The 18247-nt window shown below is 69.3% G+C and carries 14 protein-coding genes and 1 pseudogene; 10 read left to right on the top strand and 5 right to left on the bottom strand.

What is annotated here, in order from left to right; all coding sequences use genetic code 11:
• Positions 1 to 803: 20S proteasome subunit A/B (locus CEK65_RS20205; protein WP_152182795.1), on the bottom strand; the 803-nt coding region annotated here is incomplete at its 3' end.
• A gap of 96 nt (positions 804 to 899) precedes the next feature.
• Here CEK65_RS20205 and folK point away from each other — a divergent pair.
• Positions 900 to 1424, top strand: a complete 525-nt coding sequence (gene folK, locus CEK65_RS20200) for a 2-amino-4-hydroxy-6-hydroxymethyldihydropteridine diphosphokinase (protein WP_152182794.1) — start codon at positions 900 to 902, stop codon at positions 1422 to 1424.
• Positions 1425 to 1542: 118 nt separating this feature from the next.
• On the opposite strand, the gene CEK65_RS20195 is transcribed toward folK, so the two are convergent.
• Positions 1543 to 2277 carry a pteridine reductase gene (locus CEK65_RS20195; RefSeq protein WP_152182793.1) on the bottom strand — a complete coding sequence of 245 codons (735 nt, stop codon included), beginning with the start codon at positions 2275 to 2277 and terminating at the stop codon, positions 1543 to 1545.
• A 54-nt stretch (positions 2278 to 2331) separates the two neighbouring features.
• Here CEK65_RS20195 and CEK65_RS20190 point away from each other — a divergent pair, with 54 nt between their 5' ends.
• The 3 genes and pseudogenes from CEK65_RS20190 to CEK65_RS20180 all read left to right on the top strand — a co-directional run.
• A complete protein-coding gene (locus CEK65_RS20190) occupies positions 2332 to 3516 on the top strand; it encodes an SAM-dependent methyltransferase (protein WP_152182792.1) in 1185 nt (394 codons plus the stop codon).
• Entirely contained in the window at positions 3516 to 3911 is a 396-nt protein-coding gene (locus tag CEK65_RS20185; RefSeq protein WP_152182791.1) for a VanZ family protein, read from the top strand. Before CEK65_RS20190 ends, CEK65_RS20185 begins: the two co-directional genes overlap by 1 nt.
• 266 nt (positions 3912 to 4177) lie before the next feature.
• Positions 4178 to 4783: pseudogene (locus tag CEK65_RS20180) on the top strand (expansin EXLX1 family cellulose-binding protein); the annotation flags it as partial.
• Positions 4784 to 4889: 106 nt separating this feature from the next.
• Here CEK65_RS20180 and CEK65_RS20175 read toward each other — a convergent pair.
• Entirely contained in the window at positions 4890 to 7523 is a 2634-nt protein-coding gene (locus CEK65_RS20175) for a TonB-dependent receptor (protein WP_152182789.1), read from the bottom strand.
• Between the two features lie 742 nt (positions 7524 to 8265).
• Between CEK65_RS20175 and CEK65_RS20170 the strand changes: the two genes are divergently transcribed.
• From CEK65_RS20170 to CEK65_RS20145, 6 genes are all read left to right on the top strand, one after another.
• Entirely contained in the window at positions 8266 to 9021 is a 756-nt protein-coding gene (locus CEK65_RS20170; RefSeq protein WP_010343151.1) for a GntR family transcriptional regulator, read from the top strand.
• Positions 9022 to 9057: 36 nt separating this feature from the next.
• Positions 9058 to 10323 (top strand): sugar MFS transporter, encoded by a 1266-nt coding sequence (locus CEK65_RS20165; protein WP_152182788.1) that lies wholly within the window; start codon positions 9058 to 9060, stop codon positions 10321 to 10323.
• Positions 10324 to 10360: 37 nt separating this feature from the next.
• Entirely contained in the window at positions 10361 to 11428 is a 1068-nt protein-coding gene (locus CEK65_RS20160) for a LacI family DNA-binding transcriptional regulator (RefSeq protein WP_010343153.1), read from the top strand.
• A gap of 8 nt (positions 11429 to 11436) precedes the next feature.
• Positions 11437 to 12465: an SIS domain-containing protein gene (locus tag CEK65_RS20155; protein WP_043095531.1), complete on the top strand. Its 1029-nt coding sequence runs from the start codon at positions 11437 to 11439 to the stop codon at positions 12463 to 12465.
• On the top strand, positions 12465 to 13610 hold the full coding sequence (gene nagA / locus CEK65_RS20150; RefSeq protein ID WP_152182787.1) for an N-acetylglucosamine-6-phosphate deacetylase: 1146 nt from the start codon (positions 12465 to 12467) through the stop codon (positions 13608 to 13610). Before CEK65_RS20155 ends, nagA begins: the two co-directional genes overlap by 1 nt.
• 79 nt (positions 13611 to 13689) lie before the next feature.
• A complete protein-coding gene (locus CEK65_RS20145) occupies positions 13690 to 14562 on the top strand; it encodes a hypothetical protein (RefSeq protein ID WP_017916219.1) in 873 nt (290 codons plus the stop codon).
• A 16-nt stretch (positions 14563 to 14578) separates the two neighbouring features.
• Here the strand turns inward: CEK65_RS20145 and CEK65_RS20140 are convergent, their stop codons facing one another.
• A complete protein-coding gene (locus CEK65_RS20140) occupies positions 14579 to 15832 on the bottom strand; it encodes a multifunctional CCA addition/repair protein (RefSeq protein WP_152182786.1) in 1254 nt (417 codons plus the stop codon).
• A 131-nt stretch (positions 15833 to 15963) separates the two neighbouring features.
• Positions 15964 to 17931: a transglycosylase SLT domain-containing protein gene (locus CEK65_RS20135; protein WP_152182785.1), complete on the bottom strand. Its 1968-nt coding sequence runs from the start codon at positions 17929 to 17931 to the stop codon at positions 15964 to 15966.
• Positions 17932 to 18247: the final 316 nt, after the last annotated feature.

Here is an 18247-nt window from a genome sequence, read left to right as displayed (position 1 = left end):
GCGGGGGAGCGGCGCGGGGGCAGGGGCGGCAGGGCGTCGCGCGATTCGGTGTCGTGGTCGGCGGACAGGGCCGGTTCCCAGGGGAAGCGCGGCAGGGTGCGCACGGCGTTCTCCAGCTTGCGCGACCAGGTGTCGTGGATCTCGGCGTACAGCGGGGTGTCGGCTTCCAGGCGCATGCGCTCGGTCACCCGCAGGTCGTTGCGGCGGATCAGCGCCACATCGATCGGCATGCCCACCGACAGGTTGGAACGGATGGTCGAGTCCAGCGACACCAGGGCGGTGCGTGCGGCGTCTTCCAGTTGCATCTCCGAGCGGATGATGCGGTCCAGGATCGGCTTGCCGTACTTGGATTCGCCGATCTGCAGGTATGGCGTTTCCGGCGAGGTGGCGATGGCGTTGCCGAGCGGATAGATCATGTACAGCCCGGGTCGTTCGCCGGCGATCTGCCCGCCCAGGATCAGCGTCGACTGCACGTTGATGCCGCTGTGCTGCGATTGCTCGGACAGCTTGACCTGGCTGGAGGCCAGCACGTCGCCGACGTATTCGGCGACCTCGAACAGGTGCCGGAAGGTGCGCAGGCTGCGCGGCGCGTCCGGATCGTCGGCGTCGCGCTGCAAGCGCGAAAGGGTCAACTGCGTGGTCGCCAGGTTGCCGGCCGACATCAGCGCGAACACCGCCTGGCCCGGATACTCGAACACATGCAGCTTGCGGTGGACGCGGACGTCGTCCAGCGAGGCGTTGGTGCGGGTGTCAGCGGCGAAGACCAGGCCTTCGTCCACTTCGATGCCGACGCAATATGTCATGGCGCTGCCGAAAACCGGGTACGTCCCGATTCTATGGGGGCGGCTCGGGCTTGGCTAGCCGTTGACGCTCGCGGTCGCGGCATGCGCGAATAGCGCATGACCACCGTGCTTCTGAGCCTGGGCAGCAACCTGCGCCCGCATCACCACCTGGCCGCGGCGATCGCGGCGCTGCGCCGGCAGTTCGGTGCGGTCGCGGTGTCGCCGACCTATCGCACCGCGGCGGTCGGTTTCGACGGCCCGGCCTTCCTGAACAACGCGGTGGCGCTGCAGACCGACTGGGAGCTGGCGCCGCTGGACGACTGGCTGCACGCGCTGGAGGACGCGCATGGCCGCGACCGCAGCGGCCCGCGCTTCAGCGACCGCACCCTGGACATCGACGTGGTGTTCTACGGCGACCGCATCGTCGAAGGCCCCGGCCACCTGCGCATCCCGCGGCCCGAGCTGCGCCACGCCTTCGTACTCAAGCCGCTGGCCGACATCGCCGCCGACTTCGTCGATCCGGTCAGTGGCCAAACCCTGGGCGCGCTATGGCAGGCGCATGCGGAGCACGGGAAGGTGTTCGAGGTGGTCGAGTTGGTTGATGAAGCCGGGAATGGGGAATCGGGATTGGGGAATCGGTAGAGCTGGGTACCGGGCCGATCGTCGCGCTGTCATGGCGCGGCCTGGCGTAGCGCTCAGCAATGGCGGGAAAGAGGTCGCGCTTGCCGATTCCCCATTCCCTATTCCCGGTTCCCAGCCTTCAAGTCAGCCCGCGCCCACCATCCACCCGCACGGTCTGCCCGGTGACGAAGCTGGCGTCGTCGAGTAGCCAGCGCACGGTGTCGGCGATTTCCTCGACCTGGCCGGTGCGTGCCAGCGGCGTGCGTGCCAGCAGGGCCTGCTGCGCGGCGGCGTCCTTGCCGGCGTCGGGCCACAGGATCGCGCCGGGGGCGATGGCGTTGACGCGGACCTGCGGCGCCAGTTCCAGCGCCAGCGAGCGGGTCAGCATCGCCAGGGCGGCCTTGGCCGCGCTGTACAGCGGATGCGCGCGCAGCGGCTGTTCGGCGTGCAGGTCGGTGAGATTGACGATCGCGCCGCCGTGCTGACGCAACTGCGTGGCCGCGGCCTGCGCCAGGAACAGCGGCGCACGCGCGTTGACCGCGAACAGGTCGTCCCATTGCGCTGGTGTGGCCTCGTGCAACGGCGTGGGATAGAAGTTGGAGGCGTTGTTGACCAGTGCGTCGAGGCGGCCGAAGCGCGCCACGCACTGCGCCACCAGGTCGGGTAGCTGCGCGGTGTCGCGCAGGTCGGCTTGCAGGGTCAGCGTGCTGCCGGCGCGCATGGCGTCCAGCTCCTGCGCCAGCGCGCGCAGCTCGGCCTGCGAGGTGTGCGCATGCAAGGCCACGTTATAGCCGGCCGCGTGCAGGCGCCGGGCGATGCCGGCGCCGATGCGCCGCGCGCTGCCGGTGATCAGAGCGACTTTGGTCTGGGTCATGTACGGGTTCCATGCTCGGCTATGCTGTGCATTGTCCACGCAATCCGGCGCCGCATGCCCACCGACCTTCCTTTGCCCGATGCCACCGCGCTGGCCCACAGCGAGCGCCTGGCCGCGCACATGCGCGCCGAGATCGCCGCCGCCGGCGGGGCCATTCCGTTCTCGCGCTTCATGGAGTTGGCGCTGTACGCGCCCGGCCTGGGCTACTACAGCGCCGGCAGCAGCAAGTTCGGCGAAGAGGGCGATTTCGTCACCGCGCCGGAACTGGGGCCGCTGTTCGCCGCCACCGTGTCCAATGCGCTGGCGCCGGTGCTGCAGCAACTCGGGCCGCAGGCGCGGATGCTGGAAGTGGGCGGCGGCAGTGGCGCGTTCGCCGAGGTCATGCTCAAGCGCCTGCTGGCGCTGGATGCGCTGCCAGAGCGCTATGCGATCCTGGAACCCAGCGCCGACCTGCGCGAACGCCAGCGCGAGCGCCTGGCGCGCACGTTGATCCCGCCGGTGTTCGACTTGGTGGAATGGCTGGACCGGCCGTTCGACGACGACTGGAACGGCGTGCTGTTCGCCAACGAGGTGATCGACGCCCTGCCGACGCCGCGCTTCGCGCTGCGCGATGGCGAGGTGTTCGAGGAGACCGTGACGCTGGATGGCGAGGGCCGCTTCCGCCGCGGCGAACAGCCGGCCGATCCGCTGCTGGCGGCCGCGGTGCGGCACATCGAACGCTATCTGCAGGCGCCGTTCGCCGACGGCTACCGCTCCGAACTGCTGCCGCAGTTGCCGTACTGGATCCAGGCGGTGGCCGGCGGCCTGCGCAGCGGCGCGATGCTGTTCGTGGACTACGGCTATCCGCGACGCGAGTTCTATCTGCCCGAGCGCGACGACGGCACCTTGCGCGCGTTCTACCGGCATCGCACGCATGCCGATCCGTACCGCTGGCCGGGCCTGCAGGACCTGACCGCGTCGGTGGACTTCACCGCGCTGGCCGAGGCCGGCACCGGGGCGGGCTTCGACCTGGCCGGTTACTGCAATCAGGCCAGCTTCCTGCTCGGCAACGGCCTGGACGCGCTGCTGGCCGAGGCCGAGGCGCGCAGCGACGCAGCCGCGCAACTGCGCCTGCGTCAGCAGGTGAAACAGCTGACCCTGCCCAGCGAGATGGGCGAGCGTTTCCAGGTGATGGGCTTCGAGCGCGACGTGTCGCTGGCGCCGGCGTTCCTGTCCGGCGACCTGACCTGGCGGCTGTGATGGCCGCAGTGCGCGACTTCCGCTGGCCCTGGCTGTGGCTGTGGCTGTGGTGGCTGGGCATCGCGGTGCTGATCTACGTGTGCCTGATGCCGCACCCGCCGCAGTTGTCGGACCTGCCCGACACCGACAAGGTCGAGCATTTCACCGCCTACCTGGTGCTGGCCGCCGCGGCGGTTCAGGTCTATGCCGGTCCACGCGCCTGGACCTGGGCCGCGCTGGGTCTGCTGGCGCTGGGCGTGGGCATCGAATTCGCGCAGGGCGCCTGGACTACCACGCGCTCGGCCGATCCGCTGGATGCCCTGGCCGACGCCCTGGGCGTGGCGGCCGGCATGGCCACCGCGGCCACGCCGTGGCGCGATCTGCTGTGGCGGCTGGAGCGCGGCAGCCGCCGTTGAGCGACGTGACGGCGCGGTCTACGGCGTCGGCCAAGTTGTGGAATCCCAGGCCGCGCGCAAGGCGCGGCACGCGTACCGCGTCCTAGAGTGCCGGCGCCGGGCACCCCGCCCGGTCGCCGCGCGGCGACTCCGCGCGCCTGTGCAGGAGAACACGCATGCAAGCACGCTACTCCCCCCGTGCCGCGCGCGGCGCCGGCCTGTTCGCCGCGCTGTGCCTGGCCATCAGTGCCGTCGCACCCGCCAACGCCGCCTGGAACGATGTCTGCAGCGGCACCGCCACCTACACCAGTTCCGGCTATTCCGGCGGCGCGCTGCTGCTGGATCCCATCGATCCGACCGCCACGATCGCCGCGCTGAACCCGACACAGCTCAATGACGGCGGAATCCAGGCGGCGCTGGCCGGTGCCTACCTGCAGGTGCAGGGACCGCGCGGCACGGTCACCGTGTACGTCACCGACCTGTATCCGGAAGGCGCCGACTGCGGGCTGGACCTGTCGCCCAATGCCTTCGCCGCGATCGGCGACACCAGCGCCGGGCGCATCCCGATCCGCTGGCAGGTGGTGGCCGCACCGGTCACCGGCAACGTGGTGTACCGGATCAAGGAGGGCAGCTCGCAATACTGGGCGGCGATCCAGGTGCGCAACCACCGCTATCCGGTGATGAAGTTCGAATACAGGAAGAACGGCGACTGGGTCAGCCTGCCGAAGACCGCGTACAACCATTTCGTCGGCGAGCAGATGGGCGCGCAACTGCTGGAGATCCGCCTCACCGACATCCGCGGCCAGGTGGTCACCGATACGCTCGGCGCGTTGCCCAGCCAGGGCGACAAGGGCGTGTACTTCGCCGACGGGCACGTGCAGTTCCCGCGCTGAAGCGTGCCCGTGCATGCGCCGGCGGTCGCGCGCCGGCGCTGCGTCCACTGGTCTGCGCGCACCTGCGCCGCGGCGATGATGCCGCAGCGCAGGTGAAGCCTCACGCTCAGAACTTGAAGTGCAGCGTCGCCATGTAACGGCGGCCGTTGTGGTAGCGCCCGACCGGGTGGTCCTTGTCGCCCAGGTATTGCAGGTATTCCTCGTCCAGCAGGTTCTGTGCGTCCAGTTGCAGCGACCATTGCGCGTTGAACGCATAGCCCACGCTCGCGCCCAGGTCGGTGTAGGCGTCGACGCTGGCCGGCGCGGCGCCGGCGACGTAGCCGCCGGCCAGGTAGCTGTCGCGCCAGTTCAGGCTGATCCGCGCGTTCCACGGTCCCTTCTCGTAGTAGGGGCTGAAGGCGACGCTATTGCGCGACTGGTAGGGCAGCGGGTTGCCGCTGTTGTTCTCGCCGCTGGCATAGGTGTAGTTGGCCGACAGGCCGAAGCCGCTGTCGCCGAACGGCTGCTGGTAGGCCAGGGTGAAGCCCTTGACCTTGCCGGTGCCGGCGTTGCGCGGGCGCTGGATGCTGTAGTCGCAGTAGCCGTCGGCGGTGCAGCCGTTGCTGCCGAGCATCTGCGCCCAGGTCTGCGGCGAGGTGTCGCGGATCGCGTTGTACTGGCGCTCGATGGTGGCCGAGGTGTCGATGTAGTTGTCGATCTTCTTGTAGAAGAGGGACCACGCCACCACCGACTGCGGCGCGAAGTAGTACTCGGCCGAGAGGTTGAAGTTCCACGATTCGTAGGGCGACAGCGCGGCATTGCCGCCGCTGCCGGTGAGCGTGGTGTCGTTGAGGAAGGTGTTGTTGACCATCTGGTTGTACGGCGCCCAGGCGATCACCTTGCCGGCGCCGAAGCGGAACACCCAGTCGTTGTCGGTGTCGTAGGCCAGGTTCAGCGACGGCAGCAGGAAGTGTTCGGTCTGCGTGCGGGTCTGCCACTTGCTGTCCAGATCCTGCAGGGTCGGTGTGCCGCTGTAGACGAAGCCGCTGCCTTCGGTCTTGGAGCGCACGTAGCGCAGGCCCAGGTTGCCGCGCAGGCCGGCGTTGGAGAAGTTCAGCTGCACGTAGCCGGCGTTGTTGGTCTGCTGCAGCGCCCAGGTGTTGTTGAGGTAGCTGGACGGGTCCGGATTGGCGTAGTCGACCGGGCTGTTGCGGATCCAGTCGATCACGTTGCCGCGCCCGGCCTGCACGTGCTGGCCGTGGTCGGGATAGAACCCGCGGATGTCGGTCAGGCCGATGGTGCCGATGTCGGCCAGGGTGGCCGGGGTGACGCCGCCGTACACGTTGAGCGCGAAGTCCTCGTCGTGCTTGCCCTGGCGCACGCCGACCAGCAACTGGTTGAACACGCCGTCGAACTGCAGGTCCAGATCGAGCTGGCCGTAGCGGTCCTTGCTCTGGGTGGAAAACACGCCGTTGTTGCCGATCCAGCCGCCGGCCGAGCCCCAGTTGGCCGGGTTGCGCGCGGCGGTGGGATCGTCGAAGCGGATGCCGCGGTCCAGATCCCAGCGGAAGCCGCCGTTGTAGAACGGCTCGATGAAGTACTGCGCCAGGTGGTCGTTGTCGGACTTGCTCTGGCCGACCTGGCCGCGCAGGGTCCAGCGTTCGCCGCGGTAGGCGCCGCGCAGGTCCAGGCCCTTGGTGGTCACCTGCGACTGGCGCACGTTGTTGTCGTAGATCACCGTGCCGCCGCCCGCATTGGCGTTGGCGCCGGAATGGCCGCTGTTGACCACGCCGTTGCGCACGTCGCCCAACGCGTCGACCGCGGCCACGGTGCCCGGGTTCCAGGTGAGGAAGCTGTACATCGACTGGTTGTAGTTGTCGAAGTCTTCCTTGATGTACAGGCCGCTGAGGTTGAATTCCAGCGCCTCGTTGGGCTTGAGCTGCAGGTTGAGCACCGCGCTGTCGCGCTTGCGGTCCTGCTGGAACCAGGCGGCGTTGATCGAGTTGGGCACGTCGGCATCGGCCGGCACGCCGGCGGCGTTGGCGAAGCTGCCGGCCTTGGCGTAGCCGAACACCTCCAGGCCCTGGCGGTCCACGCGTTCCTCGTAGTGCTGCGCGGACACCGCGACGCCGAAGGTCTCCTGCGGATTCTTCCAGCTGTACAGCAGCGAGGCGTTCGGCTTGCCCTCGCTGGCCTGCTGGCTGTAGCTGTAGCCGACCGAGCCGGCGATCTCGTTGGCCTTCAGGTCCAGCGGCTGGCGGGTATGCATCAGCACGGTGCCGCCGAGGCTGCCTTCGGTCAGCCGCGCCTCGGTGGACTTGACGATCTCCGCGCGGCCCAGGATCTGCGGCGACAGCAGGGTGTAGTCGAAGCCGCGGTTGGGCTGCTCGCCGTACAGCCAGATCGCCTGCGCCACCGGGTGGCCGTCCAGGAACGACAGGTTGAGGCTGGGATCGGTGCCGTCGATGCTGACTCGCTCGCCCTGGCCGAAGCGGCGGTCGATGGTGACGCCGGGAATCTGCGCGAACGCCTCGGCGACGTTGGTGCTGGGGAACTTGCCGATGTCCTCGGCGGTGATCGCCTCGGACACGGTGACGTTGTTGCGCTTGGTGTCCAGCGACTTCTCCAGGCTGGCGCGGATGCCGACCACCTGGACCGCGTCCAGATCGGTGGCGGCGGAATCGGCCTGCTGCGCCTGCGCGGCGAAGGCGAGGACGCTGGCGGCGATGGCGGCCGACAGGACGGACGGGCGGTGACGCATGATGTCTCTCCTCATCATTCATGGATGGGCAACGTCGGCGTGGCCGACGGTGCGGGACAGAGTTGCGTGCTGCCTGGCGGCGCGGACCGATGCCGATTCCCCTGGGTCCGCGGACGCCGTGTTTGTGCCGAATTCGTTGCGAAGCGTGCAGAACCTTTACGATCCGGTGACAACGATGTCAACGCGATGCCGCGGCGGGGTGGCCCCGGTGGCGGGGCAAAACCGACCTGTCGTGTCCGGGATCGCGCTGCGGCGTGTCGGGTCGCATACCGGCCTTCACGTCGATGACTTGGGCCGATTTCCCGGGATTTGCCGCGATCCGGGCTGTCGCAGGGGGTGGTGGTTCAGACCTCTGCCAGGCATCGCCGCGATTGGTCTTGTGGCTTGTAGACAAATTCGTGCCCGCCGGTGACAACGATGCGGTTTGCGGCGGTGCACCCAAGCTTGTCGAAGGGCGGATACCTACACATGATCCATCGGCATCGGTCATGACCGCTACCTGGACATGGGCGCCAGCGCTGGCGGGAATCGGCCGCTCGCTGTGCGCAGGGCGTGGCCCGAGGCCAGGGGGCTTGGGCGACTCGCCGCCGCGAATTTCGGGGTGACGCGCCACTGCGCTGTTGCCGTGGTCGGGCAGCGCTGTCGATCTGGGCCTGCGCCGCGTGCTGTGGCGCGACGTGCACGACCCGCCGATTGGTACTATATTGGACATAATGAATCCATGCGGACTGGAGAGCGCGCCATGACCAAGCCCAAGCCGCAGGCCGATCCACGCCTGCATGCGCTGGCCGTGGACCCGGACGCGCCGACGCCGCTGTACCTGCAACTGGCCAGCAAGCTGGTGGAGGCGATCAAGGGCGGGCAGTGGAAGCCGGGCGAGGCGTTGCCGGCCGAACGGCAGCTGTGCGAGTACCTGCAGGTGTCGCGGGTCACGCTGCGTCAGGCCGTGGATGCGCTGGTCGAACAAGGCCTGGTGTCGCGCCGGCAGGGCGCCGGCACTTTCGTCACCTCGCACATCCAGCACCAGCTCAGCGGCCTGGCCAGCTTCAGCGAAACCCTGCGCATGAAGGGCCTGGAGCCGGGCACGCGCTGGCTGGAGCGGCGCACGCGCCCGGCGCATGGCGAGGAGATCCTGCGCCTTGGCCTGTCCCCGGACACCGTCGTCGCGGCGCTGACCCGCCTGCGCAGCGCCGACGGCCGGGTGATGGCGTACGAGAAGGCGGTGCTGCCGCAGCACGTGGTGCCCGATCCGCACGCGATTGCCGATTCGCTCTACAGCTACCTGGACGAGCGCGGCACCCCGGTGGTGCGGGCGCTGCAATACTTCCGCGCCATCAACCTGCCGGCGCGGCTGGCCGGCCATCTCGGCATGAAGGAAGGCGAGGCGATCCTGCACGTGGTGCGGGTCGGCTACACCCGCGACGGCAGCGCGATCGAACTGACCGACACCTATTGCCACAACGACTACTACGACTTCGTCGCCGAACTGCGACGCTGACCGCCGATCCCCGCGCCCTCCCGGAGCACGCCGCCCATGACCACCGCACGGCCCGCCAGTCCCTACGCTTCCATCGCCATCGTCGGCCTGTTGTTCTTCATCATGGGCTTCTTTACCTGGATCAACGGGCCGTTGATCCTGTTCGCCAAGGTCGCCTTCAATGTCAGCGACACCTTCGCGTTTCTCATCCCGAGTGCGTTCTACATTTCCTACTTCTGCCTGGCATTGCCTTCTTCGCTCATCCTGAAGCTGACCGGGATGAAGAAGGGCCTGGCGCTGAGCCTGCTGATCATGGCGATCGGCGCCGCGATCTTCGGCCAGTTCACCAATGCCCGTTCCTACGCGGGCGCGGTGAGCGGCATCTTCATCATCGGCGGCGGCCTGGCCTTGCTGCAGACCGCGGTCAATCCGTACATCAGCATTCTCGGGCCGATCGACGGCGCGGCGCGCCGTATCGCGCTGATGGGCATCTGCAACAAGGTGGCGGGCGCGCTGGCCACCTATGGACTGGCGAAGGTGGTCCTGCACGGCATGGAGGACTTTTCGACGCAGATCGAACAGGTGCTGCCGGCGCAGAAGGAGCTGCTGTTGCAGGAGTTCGCTGGCCGCATCCACGGCCCTTACATGGCGATCGCCGGCATCCTGGCCGTGCTTTCCGTCGCCATCCTGTTTTCGCCCTTGCCCGAGATCAGCCCCGAGACGGCGAACGCGTCGGCCTCCGACGAGCGCAGCCGCGACAGCATCTTCGCGTTTCCGCACGTGTGGCTGGGCGCGTTGTGCATCTTCGTGTACGTCGGCGCCGAGGTGATGGCCGGCGATGCGATCGGCATCTACGGCAACAGCCTCGGTCTCTCGCTCGACTACGCGAAATATTTCACCATCGGCACCCTGGCCTGCATGCTGGCCGGCTACCTGCTCGGCCTGGTGCTGATCCCGAAGTACATCTCCCAGGAAAAGTACCTGTCCATTTCGGCCTGCCTCGGCATCGTGTTTTCGCTGTGCGCGATGGTGACCGGGGGCTATGTCTCGGTGGCGTTCGTGGCGGCGCTCGGGTTCGCCAACGCCATCATGTGGCCGGCCATCTTCCCGCTGGCCATCAAGGGGCTGGGCAAGTTCACCGAAAAGGGCGCAGCGCTGTTGATCATGGGCATCGTGGGCGGCGCCGCGGTGCCGCAGCTGTTCGCCCATCTGAAGGAGTCCTTCGATTTCCAGGTGGTCTTCGCCGGCCTGATGATCGCCTGCTACCTGTACATCCTGTTCTTCGCGCTGCGCGGTCACCGCGTCGGCCAGGGCGCGCGGTGAGCTGACGCGCTTTTCTCCAACTCGGCAAACCTATCCAATGCGCAGACCCACCATCAAAGACGTCGCCGAACGGGCGCGGGTGTCGCTGAAGACCGTTTCGCGGGTCATCAACAACGAACCGTCGGTGATGCAGGCCACGCGCTCGCGCGTGCTGCACGCCATCGCCGAACTCGACTACGAGCCGGATCCGTCGGCGCGCAACCTGCGCAGCGGCACCCCGTTCGTGATCGGGCTGGTGTACGACAACCCCAACCCGTACCACATCATCGGCGTGCAGAACGGCGTGCTCGCCGCCTGCCGCGAGACCGGCTTCGGCCTGCAGATCCACCCCTGCGATTCCACCGCGCCGATGCTCGCCGAGGAACTGGCCGAGTGGACCCAGCGCTCGCGCCTGGCCGGGCTGGTGCTGACCGCGCCGATGTCCGAGCGTGCCGACCTGGTCGCGGCGCTGGCCGCGCGCGGGATCAAGACCGTGCGCATCATCGCCGCCACCGAGGATCCACAGGATGGCCCGTGCGTCTACGTCGACGACCGCGATGCCGCCTACGAGATCACCGAGCACCTGATCCAGCTCGGCCACCAGCGCATCGGCTTCCTGTGGGGCGGCACCTCGCATCGCTCCAGCGGCGAGCGCTATGCTGGTTACGAGGCGGCGCTGAAGGACTACGGCATCACCCTGGACAAGCACCTGGTGATCCCCGGCGACTACACCTTCGACGACGGCTTCCGCGGCGCCCGCCGTCTGCTGGCGCTGCGCGAGCCGCCGACCGCGATCTTCGGCTCCAACGACGAGATCGCCGCCGGCGTGCTGGCCGCGGCCAAGTCCGCGGGCATGAACGTGCCCTACGACCTGTCCATCGCCGGCTTCGAGGACAGCCCGTTCTCGCGCCAGTCGTGGCCGCCGCTGACCACCGCCAAGCAGGCCACCGAAGACATCGCCCGCCACGCCGCGCGGCTGCTGATCAGCCAGCTGCGCAGCGATGCCTACGAAGACCATCCGGCGCCGGTGCACAACCAGGGCTTCGTGCCGCAACTGGTGGTGCGCGGCTCGACCGCGCCCATGCAGCCGCATTCCCGCCGTTCCTCCTCCCCAGACCCCACGTGACCCTGCCCATGGCGCTGCCCTCCGAAACCGAAACCCTGATGTTCCGCGAAGCCGCGGAAGCCGCCGCGGTCGTCGCCGCGCAGTTCGAACGCAACCACGCCACCGTGAGCGCGCTCGCCGCGTCGTTGCGCGCCGCGCCGCCGCCGTTCGTGGTGACCTGTGCGCGCGGTAGTTCCGACCACGCCGCCACCTACGCCAAGTACCTGTTCGAGACCCAGCTCGGCGTGGTCACCGCCTCGGCCTCGCCGTCGGTGGGCTCGGTGTACGAAGCGCCGCTGCAGTTGCGCGGGGCGCTGTACCTGGTGATCTCGCAGTCGGGCAAGAGCCCGGACCTGCTGCGCAACGCGCAGGCCGCCAAGGACGCCGGCGCGCGCGTGGTGGCCCTGGTCAACGTCGAGGATTCGCCGCTGGCGCAGCTGGCCGACACGGTGATTCCGCTCGGCGCCGGCCCGGAGAAGAGCGTGGCCGCGACCAAGAGCTACCTGGCCTCGCTGGCGGCGATCCTGCAGCTCGGCGCGCACTGGAAGAACGACCCGGCGCTGCTGGGCGCATTGCAGGAATTGCCGCAGGCGCTGCGTGCGGCCTGGCAGGCCGACTGGCGCTCGCTCACCGACGGCCTGGTCGAGGCGCACAACCTGTTCGTGCTCGACCGCGGCCTGGGCCTGGCGGCGGCGCAGGAAGCGGCGCTGAAGTTCAAGGAGACCTGCGGCCTGCACGCCGAGGCCTACAGCTCGGCGGAAGTGAAGCACGGGCCGATGGCCCTGGTCGGCCCGGGTTTCCCGGTGCTGGCATTCGACCAGCCGGACGAAGCCGGCGAGGGCACCCGGCGCCTGGCCGAGGAGTTCCGCGGCCGCGGCGCGCAGGTGTGGCTGGCCAGCGCCGGCGGCGACCTGCCGCTGGTCGCCGCGCCGCACCCGGCGTGCGCGCCGCTGCTGGCGATCCAGAGCTTCTACCGCGCGATCAACGCCCTGGCGCTGCGCCGTGGCTACAACCCGGACCTGCCGCCGCATCTGAACAAAGTGACGGAGACCGTCTGATGACCACGGTGGCGCTGCGCAACGCGCGCGTACTCGGCGAGGACGGGTTCCTCGATGGCGTCAGCGTGCTGCTGGAGGGCGGGCGCATCCTCGCCCTGCTCGACGACGCCGACCCGCGCGTGGCGGCAGCGCCGGTGCAGCACGACCTGGGCGGCGGCAGCCTCCTGCCGGGCTTCATCGACCTGCAGGTCAACGGCGGCGGCGGCGTGCTGTTCAACAACCGCACCGACGTCGAGGCGCTGCGTCGCATCGGCCAGGGCCACCGCCGCTACGGCACCACCGGCTACCTGCCGACGCTGATCAGCGACGACGTGGAGGTGATGCGCGCTGCGATCGCCGCCACGCGCCAGGCCATCGCCGAAGGCGTGCCGGGCGTGCTCGGCATCCACCTGGAAGGGCCGTACCTGGCGCCGGCGCGCAAGGGCACCCACAACGCCGACAAGTTCCGCGTGCCCGACGCCGACGAACTGGCCATGGTCACCTCGCTCGACAACGGCGTCACCCTGATCACCCTGGCACCGGAACGCGTGCCGGCGGCCAGCATCCGCAGCCTGGCCGCGGCCGGTGCGCGCGTGTTCGCCGGCCACACCGCCGCCAGCTACGAAGAGACCCGTGCCGGGCTGGACGCCGGCATCTGTGGCTTCACCCATCTGTACAACGCCATGACCCCGTTGCAGGGACGCGATCCCGGCGTGGTCGGCGCCGCGCTGGAAGACCGCAACGCCTGGTGCGGCGTGATCGTCGACGGCGTGCACGTGCATCCGGCCAGCCTGCGCGTGGCGCTGGCGGCCAAGCCGCGCGGCACCGTGTTCCTGGTCACCGATGCGATGCCGATGGTCGGCGCCGACAGCCCCGCGTTCGACCTGTACGGCGAAACCATCACCGCCATCGACGGCGTGGTGCGCAACGCCGCCGGCGCCCTGGCCGGCTCGGCGCTGGACATGGCCAGCGCGGTGCGCAACAGCGTGCAGTGGCTGGGCGTGCCGCTGGAAGAAGCCGCGCGCATGGCCTCGCTGTACCCGGCGCAGTGCGTGGGCCTGGACCACCGCTACGGCCACATCGCGCCCGGCTACCAGGCCGACCTGGTGCTGCTGGACGATGCGTTGCAGGTCCGGCATACCTGGATCGCGGGTGTGATGGAGTAGGCGGCGGCGCTCCGGCTGCGCGCGCGTGCTGCCGTGCGCGTTGTACAGTGGTGGTCGCTGACAACGCAGGCGGTGATGCATGGAACCGAGCCGCTATCTCGACGAGCCGATGGACGCGGCCTGCCTCTTCACCGGGATCTCGGTGTCAGGCGCCGGCGAGCATGTGATTCCGCGCTGGCTGGCGCAACGCCATCAAGCTGCGGGCCGGGTGTTGCTTGGCGATGCCGGCAGCTTCGCCAGGCTCTGCGATTTCAAGGCGCCTGCCGATCCGCAGGCCAACGCCCAGTTCGGACGGCTGGAACAGCGCCTGTCGGAGGACTGGTCCGCGGTCGCGGACGATGAAGCGCATCTGTGGTTGATGAAGCTGTCGGTGGGAATGATGTTGCTGCACCGGCGATTTGCCGAAAATTCCCGGCATCCGGCCGCACCTGCCGGGTTCAACCCGCATGTCGCCGGCGTGCTCCTGAAGGCGTTTCGTGCCGGTTTCGCGGCGTGGAAGAACGGCGCCTACGTCAGGGAAGGAAGCCTCGTGCGGCTGCCATGGCAGAGCGGTCGGCTCGTGATCGCGCATCTGTTCGGGGCCAGCGAGATGGGCCTGCCCGAGGAAAATGGGCGTGCCATGTACATGTTCGCCCCCTATGGCCTGATGGCGGTCGGGCAACCTGGGGTCGGCATGTTAGTCGCCACCTTCTTCGAGCCCTCGCGAGATTTCGAGAAGCACCTGGCGGCGGCCAGCGCCATCGCCGCGGATGTCTCCGATCTGGCGTGTCGCGCAGCGTTGTCCCGCGCGTTCGCCACCGCGGTGCTGGGTCCGCTGATCGCGCGCTTGAGCGGCACCGCCGTCGATGACGCTGAGGTACTCGCGCTTGCCGCCAAGGGCCTGCGGGTGGAGTTCGCCGACCCGTCCGCGATCGATTCGGGATTCCGCGAGCTGCGGGCGCACGAACCTTGATGGTGGCAGCAGAACACTAGCCCGCGTGCTCTCCCGACCGCGTTGCCGACGGCCGCGCCGCGGCGATCGCCGCGATCCGCGCCTTGGCCAGCGCCTCGCCGATCTGCGGGCCGCTCAGGCCCTGCGCCGCCAGGTCGCGCGCGTTCACCGCCAGCGCCGCCGCATGCAAATGCTGCAGCGTGCGGCCCTGCGGGTAATCGGCGTCCTCGCTGCCGAGACGGCCGCGCTTGTCGGCCTCGCACACCGTGGCCAACTGCGCGACGCGCTCGGGCTTGCGGAAGCCGTCGCAGCGCTGCAGCAGTTCGTGCACGGTGCGGTCGCGCAATTCGGCCAGGCGATGCACGTTCAGATGCTCGCGGCAGGCGATCTCGGCCAGTTGCCGGTGCTCCTGCGGCACCTTGAGGCGTTCGCTCAGCGTGCGCAGCGGCGCCAGGCCGCGTTGCTCGTGCATCAGGTGGCGCGGCCATTCCTCCGGCGGTGTCAGCGCCTTGCCCAGGTCGTGGGTCAGCGCGGCGAAGCCGATCAGCGCATCGCCCGGCGCCAGCTGTGCGGCCATGTCGCTGACCAGCTCCTGGTGGCGCCCGGTGTCGACCTCGGGGTGGTACTCGGCGCGTTGCGGCACCCCGTACAGCGCGTCCAGCTCCGGCAGCACCCAGCGCAGCGCGTCGGCCTCGCGCAGCGTGCGCAGGAACGCCGAGGGCTGCGCCGAGGCCAGGCTGCGCCGCAGTTCCTGCCAGACACGTTCGGGCACCAGCGTTTCCAGTTCGCCGCCGGCGGCCATCGTGCGCATCAGGTCCATGGTCTCGGGCGCGACGACGAATCCCAGCGGCGCCAGCCGCGCCATGAACCGCGCCGCGCGCAGCACCCGCAGCGGATCCTCGGCGAAGGCCGGGCCGACGTGGCGCAGCACCCGCTGCTCGAGATCGCGCGCGCCGCCATACGGATCGACCAGACGCCCATCGGCCTCGTCGCGGGCGATGGCGTTGATGGTGAAGTCGCGCCGCTGCAGATCCTCTTCCAGCGTCACCGACGGGTCGGCCTGCACCACGAAGCCGTGATAGCCGCGCCCGGCCTTGCGCTCGGTGCGCGCCAACGCGTATTCCTCGCCATTGCGCGGATGCAGGAACACCGGGAAATCGCGCCCGACCTGCTTGTAGCCCAGCTCCAGCATCTGCTGCGCGCTGGCGCCGACCACCACCCAGTCGCGGTCGCCGGGCGGTTGACCGAGCAGGGCGTCGCGGACGGCGCCGCCGACGAGGTAGATGTTCATTGGAAGCCGGGAATGGGGAGTCGGGAATCGGGAATGGTAAAAGCAGATTCCCTTCGCCTGATGTCGCGCTGGCGTGTTGACCCAATGTTCGGCGCGGTTGCGCGCGATGGGCCGTTGCGATTCCCCATTCTCTATTCCCGATTCCCGGCCGCCGCATCGGCGGCCGTACACACGAACTTCTTCCGCGGCGCGTCCAGCTTGCCGAGCATGCGTTCGGTGACCGGCAGGGCGTCGCCGTTGAGGCGCCAGTCGTAGATCACGCTGAAGGCGAGGATGCGCGCCACGTACTCGCGGGTTTCCTTGTAGCTGACCGTCTCGATCCAGAAGTCGGCATCGTGGCCCGGGCGCTGGCTCTGCCAGCGTGCGGCCGGGCCGGGGCCGGCGTTGTAGGCGGCGATGGTCAGGTAGGGCAGGCCGTAGGTGTTGAGCAACTGGCGCAGGTAGGCGGTGCCGATGGCGATGTTGGTGTCCGGGTCGTACAGGCTGGCGGCGCCGCCGTAGCCGGCCAGGCCGAGGTTGCGGGCAACGCTGGCGCCGGTGGCCGGCACCACCTGCATCAGGCCCATCGCATTGGCCGGCGAGCGGGCGTTGGGGTTGAACACGCTCTCGGCGCGGATTTCGGCGGCGACCCAGGCCGGGTCGATCGCGTTCTTGCCGGCTTCGCGGCGGATGGTGTCGGCGTGGTGCAACGGGAAGCGCAGCGTGTACAGGCGCTGCTCCTCCGGGCGCTTGCCGAGTCCGAACACCGCGCGGTCGAACCAACCGTTGTTGCTGGCCACTTCCACCGCCAGGCGTCGCTGGGTGTCGTCGAAACGGCTCAGCGCATCGTTCCACTCGGCCACGGCCCAGCCGGCGCGGTCGATCTTGAACAGCTCCAGCGCGCGGACCAGCGACGGATCGCGCGCCACCGCCGCCTGCGCCTGCGCGCTGTCGTTCGGTTCCCACGGGCACAGCGCGTAGGGCTGCTTGAGCCGGTCGGCGGCCAGGAAGCCATGGAAGGTGGCGGAGCTGGCCGCCGCGCGGTACAGCCGCTGCGCCTCGCTGGCATTGCCGGTCTTCTCCGCCAGCCGCGCCTCGAAGTACTGCCAGCGCGAATCGTTGCGCTGCGCCGGCGGCATCTTGCGGATCGCGGCCAGTGCCGCCGGCCAGTCGCCGCGCGCCATCGCCTCGCGCGCGCGCCACTCGTGCAGGCGTTCGTCGTACGCGGACTCGGGCACCGCGTTGAGCCGGCGCGCCGAATCGGGGCCGTATGAGGCCACCGTCCACAGCGCGATCTGGTACAGCACCGCGCCGCGCTGCGCCTCGCTGAACTGCAGCGCCTGGGCGAACTGCGGCAGTTGCCGTTCGGCGGCGTCCGGATCGGTCTTGGCCAGCTTCGCCAGCCCATCCACCGCCACCTTGCGGCTGCGCTCGGTCTTGGGCCAGTTCAGCGCGCGCATATGCACCGCGTCCAGGAACGCGGCGTAGTCGTTGGCCAGGGCCAGGTCGGCCGCGGGCAGGCCGCGTGCGGCGGCGCGCATCACCGCCGGCTGCTGTGCGTCCGCGGCCGCTTCCACCCGCGCCCAGCGCAGCGCATCGGTCATGCCGCCACGCGCCTGCAGTACCGCGAACACCGGATCGCAGGCGTCGGGCAGCGACTTGCCGGCGTTGCGCCACAGCGCCTGCGCTTCGTCCACCCACTGCGCGTCGGCGCGGCCGGTGGCCTGGCGCGCATTGAGCTGGGCGCAGCGCAGGCCGAGGTTCTCGGTGGGTTTCCAGTTCGCCAGCAGCGCCGGCCAGTCCTCGCGCCGCGCCAGCGCCGGCAGCCACAGCGCACGGAAGCTCTCGGCCACCGGCTGCCCGGCGTAGCGCTTGAGGAAGTCCTGCGCCTGCGCATCGGACACCTTGTCGATGTTGCGGCGCAGGTTGGCGTACTCCAGCCAGCCGTACAGCGGATGCTGCTTGAACGCGGCCGCGCGGACCGGATCGAACCGGCCCTGCTCGGCATCGTCGATCGCCGAGCGGATCGCCGGGCGCTGGGCATCCAGGGACTGGGCGAGGGCGGGAACAGGGCCGCACAACGCGGCGGCGAACAGCAGGAGAGACGTGCGCAGGATCATGCGCGGGACTATACCGAACGCGGATGAATCGCCGTTTCAACTGGCGATGGTGGCGCTGTCGTCGCTTTGGCCGGCGTGGTGGTGACGATGGGTGGCCGCGTCGTCCAGGTTGGGTGGCGAGTGTGCTGGATGCAGCGATGCCAATGTGCCGACGGGTGGAGTCACAACACGTCGTGTCAACGCGCTGCCCGGCAGCGTTCGCAGATCGGGATCGCACGCTGGGCCGGCATCCGGGGGCCGGCATGGGCGGATGAGGTGCAGGTGCAGCTTCGTACGTCTGAAGTCCGCGAGTCGCTTCGCGCCGTACCCTCACCCC

It is taken from the genome of Xanthomonas sp. LMG 12459 (assembly GCF_009192905.1).
GTDB classification, from domain to species: domain Bacteria; phylum Pseudomonadota; class Gammaproteobacteria; order Xanthomonadales; family Xanthomonadaceae; genus Xanthomonas_A; species Xanthomonas_A sontii.
The sequence above is the reverse complement of the archived record's forward strand: the minus strand, read 5'-3'. Positions and strand labels throughout refer to the sequence as shown.

What these genes read in the sequence shown, in the direction of transcription:
- CEK65_RS20170 (WP_010343151.1), top strand. Translation starts at nt 8,266, where the DNA reads ATGACCAAGCCCAAGCCGCAGGCCGATCCACGCCTGCATGCGCTGGCC.
- CEK65_RS20145 (WP_017916219.1), top strand. Translation starts at nt 13,690, where the DNA reads ATGGAACCGAGCCGCTATCTCGACGAGCCGATGGACGCGGCCTGCCTC.
- CEK65_RS20195 (WP_152182793.1), bottom strand. Translation starts at nt 2,277, where the DNA reads ATGACCCAGACCAAAGTCGCTCTGATCACCGGCAGCGCGCGGCGCATC.
- CEK65_RS20140 (WP_152182786.1), bottom strand. Translation starts at nt 15,832, where the DNA reads ATGAACATCTACCTCGTCGGCGGCGCCGTCCGCGACGCCCTGCTCGGT.
- CEK65_RS20155 (WP_043095531.1), top strand. Translation starts at nt 11,437, where the DNA reads ATGGCGCTGCCCTCCGAAACCGAAACCCTGATGTTCCGCGAAGCCGCG.
- CEK65_RS20175 (WP_152182789.1), bottom strand. Translation starts at nt 7,523, where the DNA reads ATGCGTCACCGCCCGTCCGTCCTGTCGGCCGCCATCGCCGCCAGCGTC.
- CEK65_RS20135 (WP_152182785.1), bottom strand. Translation starts at nt 17,931, where the DNA reads ATGATCCTGCGCACGTCTCTCCTGCTGTTCGCCGCCGCGTTGTGCGGC.
- CEK65_RS20190 (WP_152182792.1), top strand. Translation starts at nt 2,332, where the DNA reads ATGCCCACCGACCTTCCTTTGCCCGATGCCACCGCGCTGGCCCACAGC.
- CEK65_RS20185 (WP_152182791.1), top strand. Translation starts at nt 3,516, where the DNA reads ATGGCCGCAGTGCGCGACTTCCGCTGGCCCTGGCTGTGGCTGTGGCTG.
- folK (WP_152182794.1), top strand. Translation starts at nt 900, where the DNA reads ATGACCACCGTGCTTCTGAGCCTGGGCAGCAACCTGCGCCCGCATCAC.
- CEK65_RS20160 (WP_010343153.1), top strand. Translation starts at nt 10,361, where the DNA reads ATGCGCAGACCCACCATCAAAGACGTCGCCGAACGGGCGCGGGTGTCG.
- nagA (WP_152182787.1), top strand. Translation starts at nt 12,465, where the DNA reads ATGACCACGGTGGCGCTGCGCAACGCGCGCGTACTCGGCGAGGACGGG.
- CEK65_RS20165 (WP_152182788.1), top strand. Translation starts at nt 9,058, where the DNA reads ATGACCACCGCACGGCCCGCCAGTCCCTACGCTTCCATCGCCATCGTC.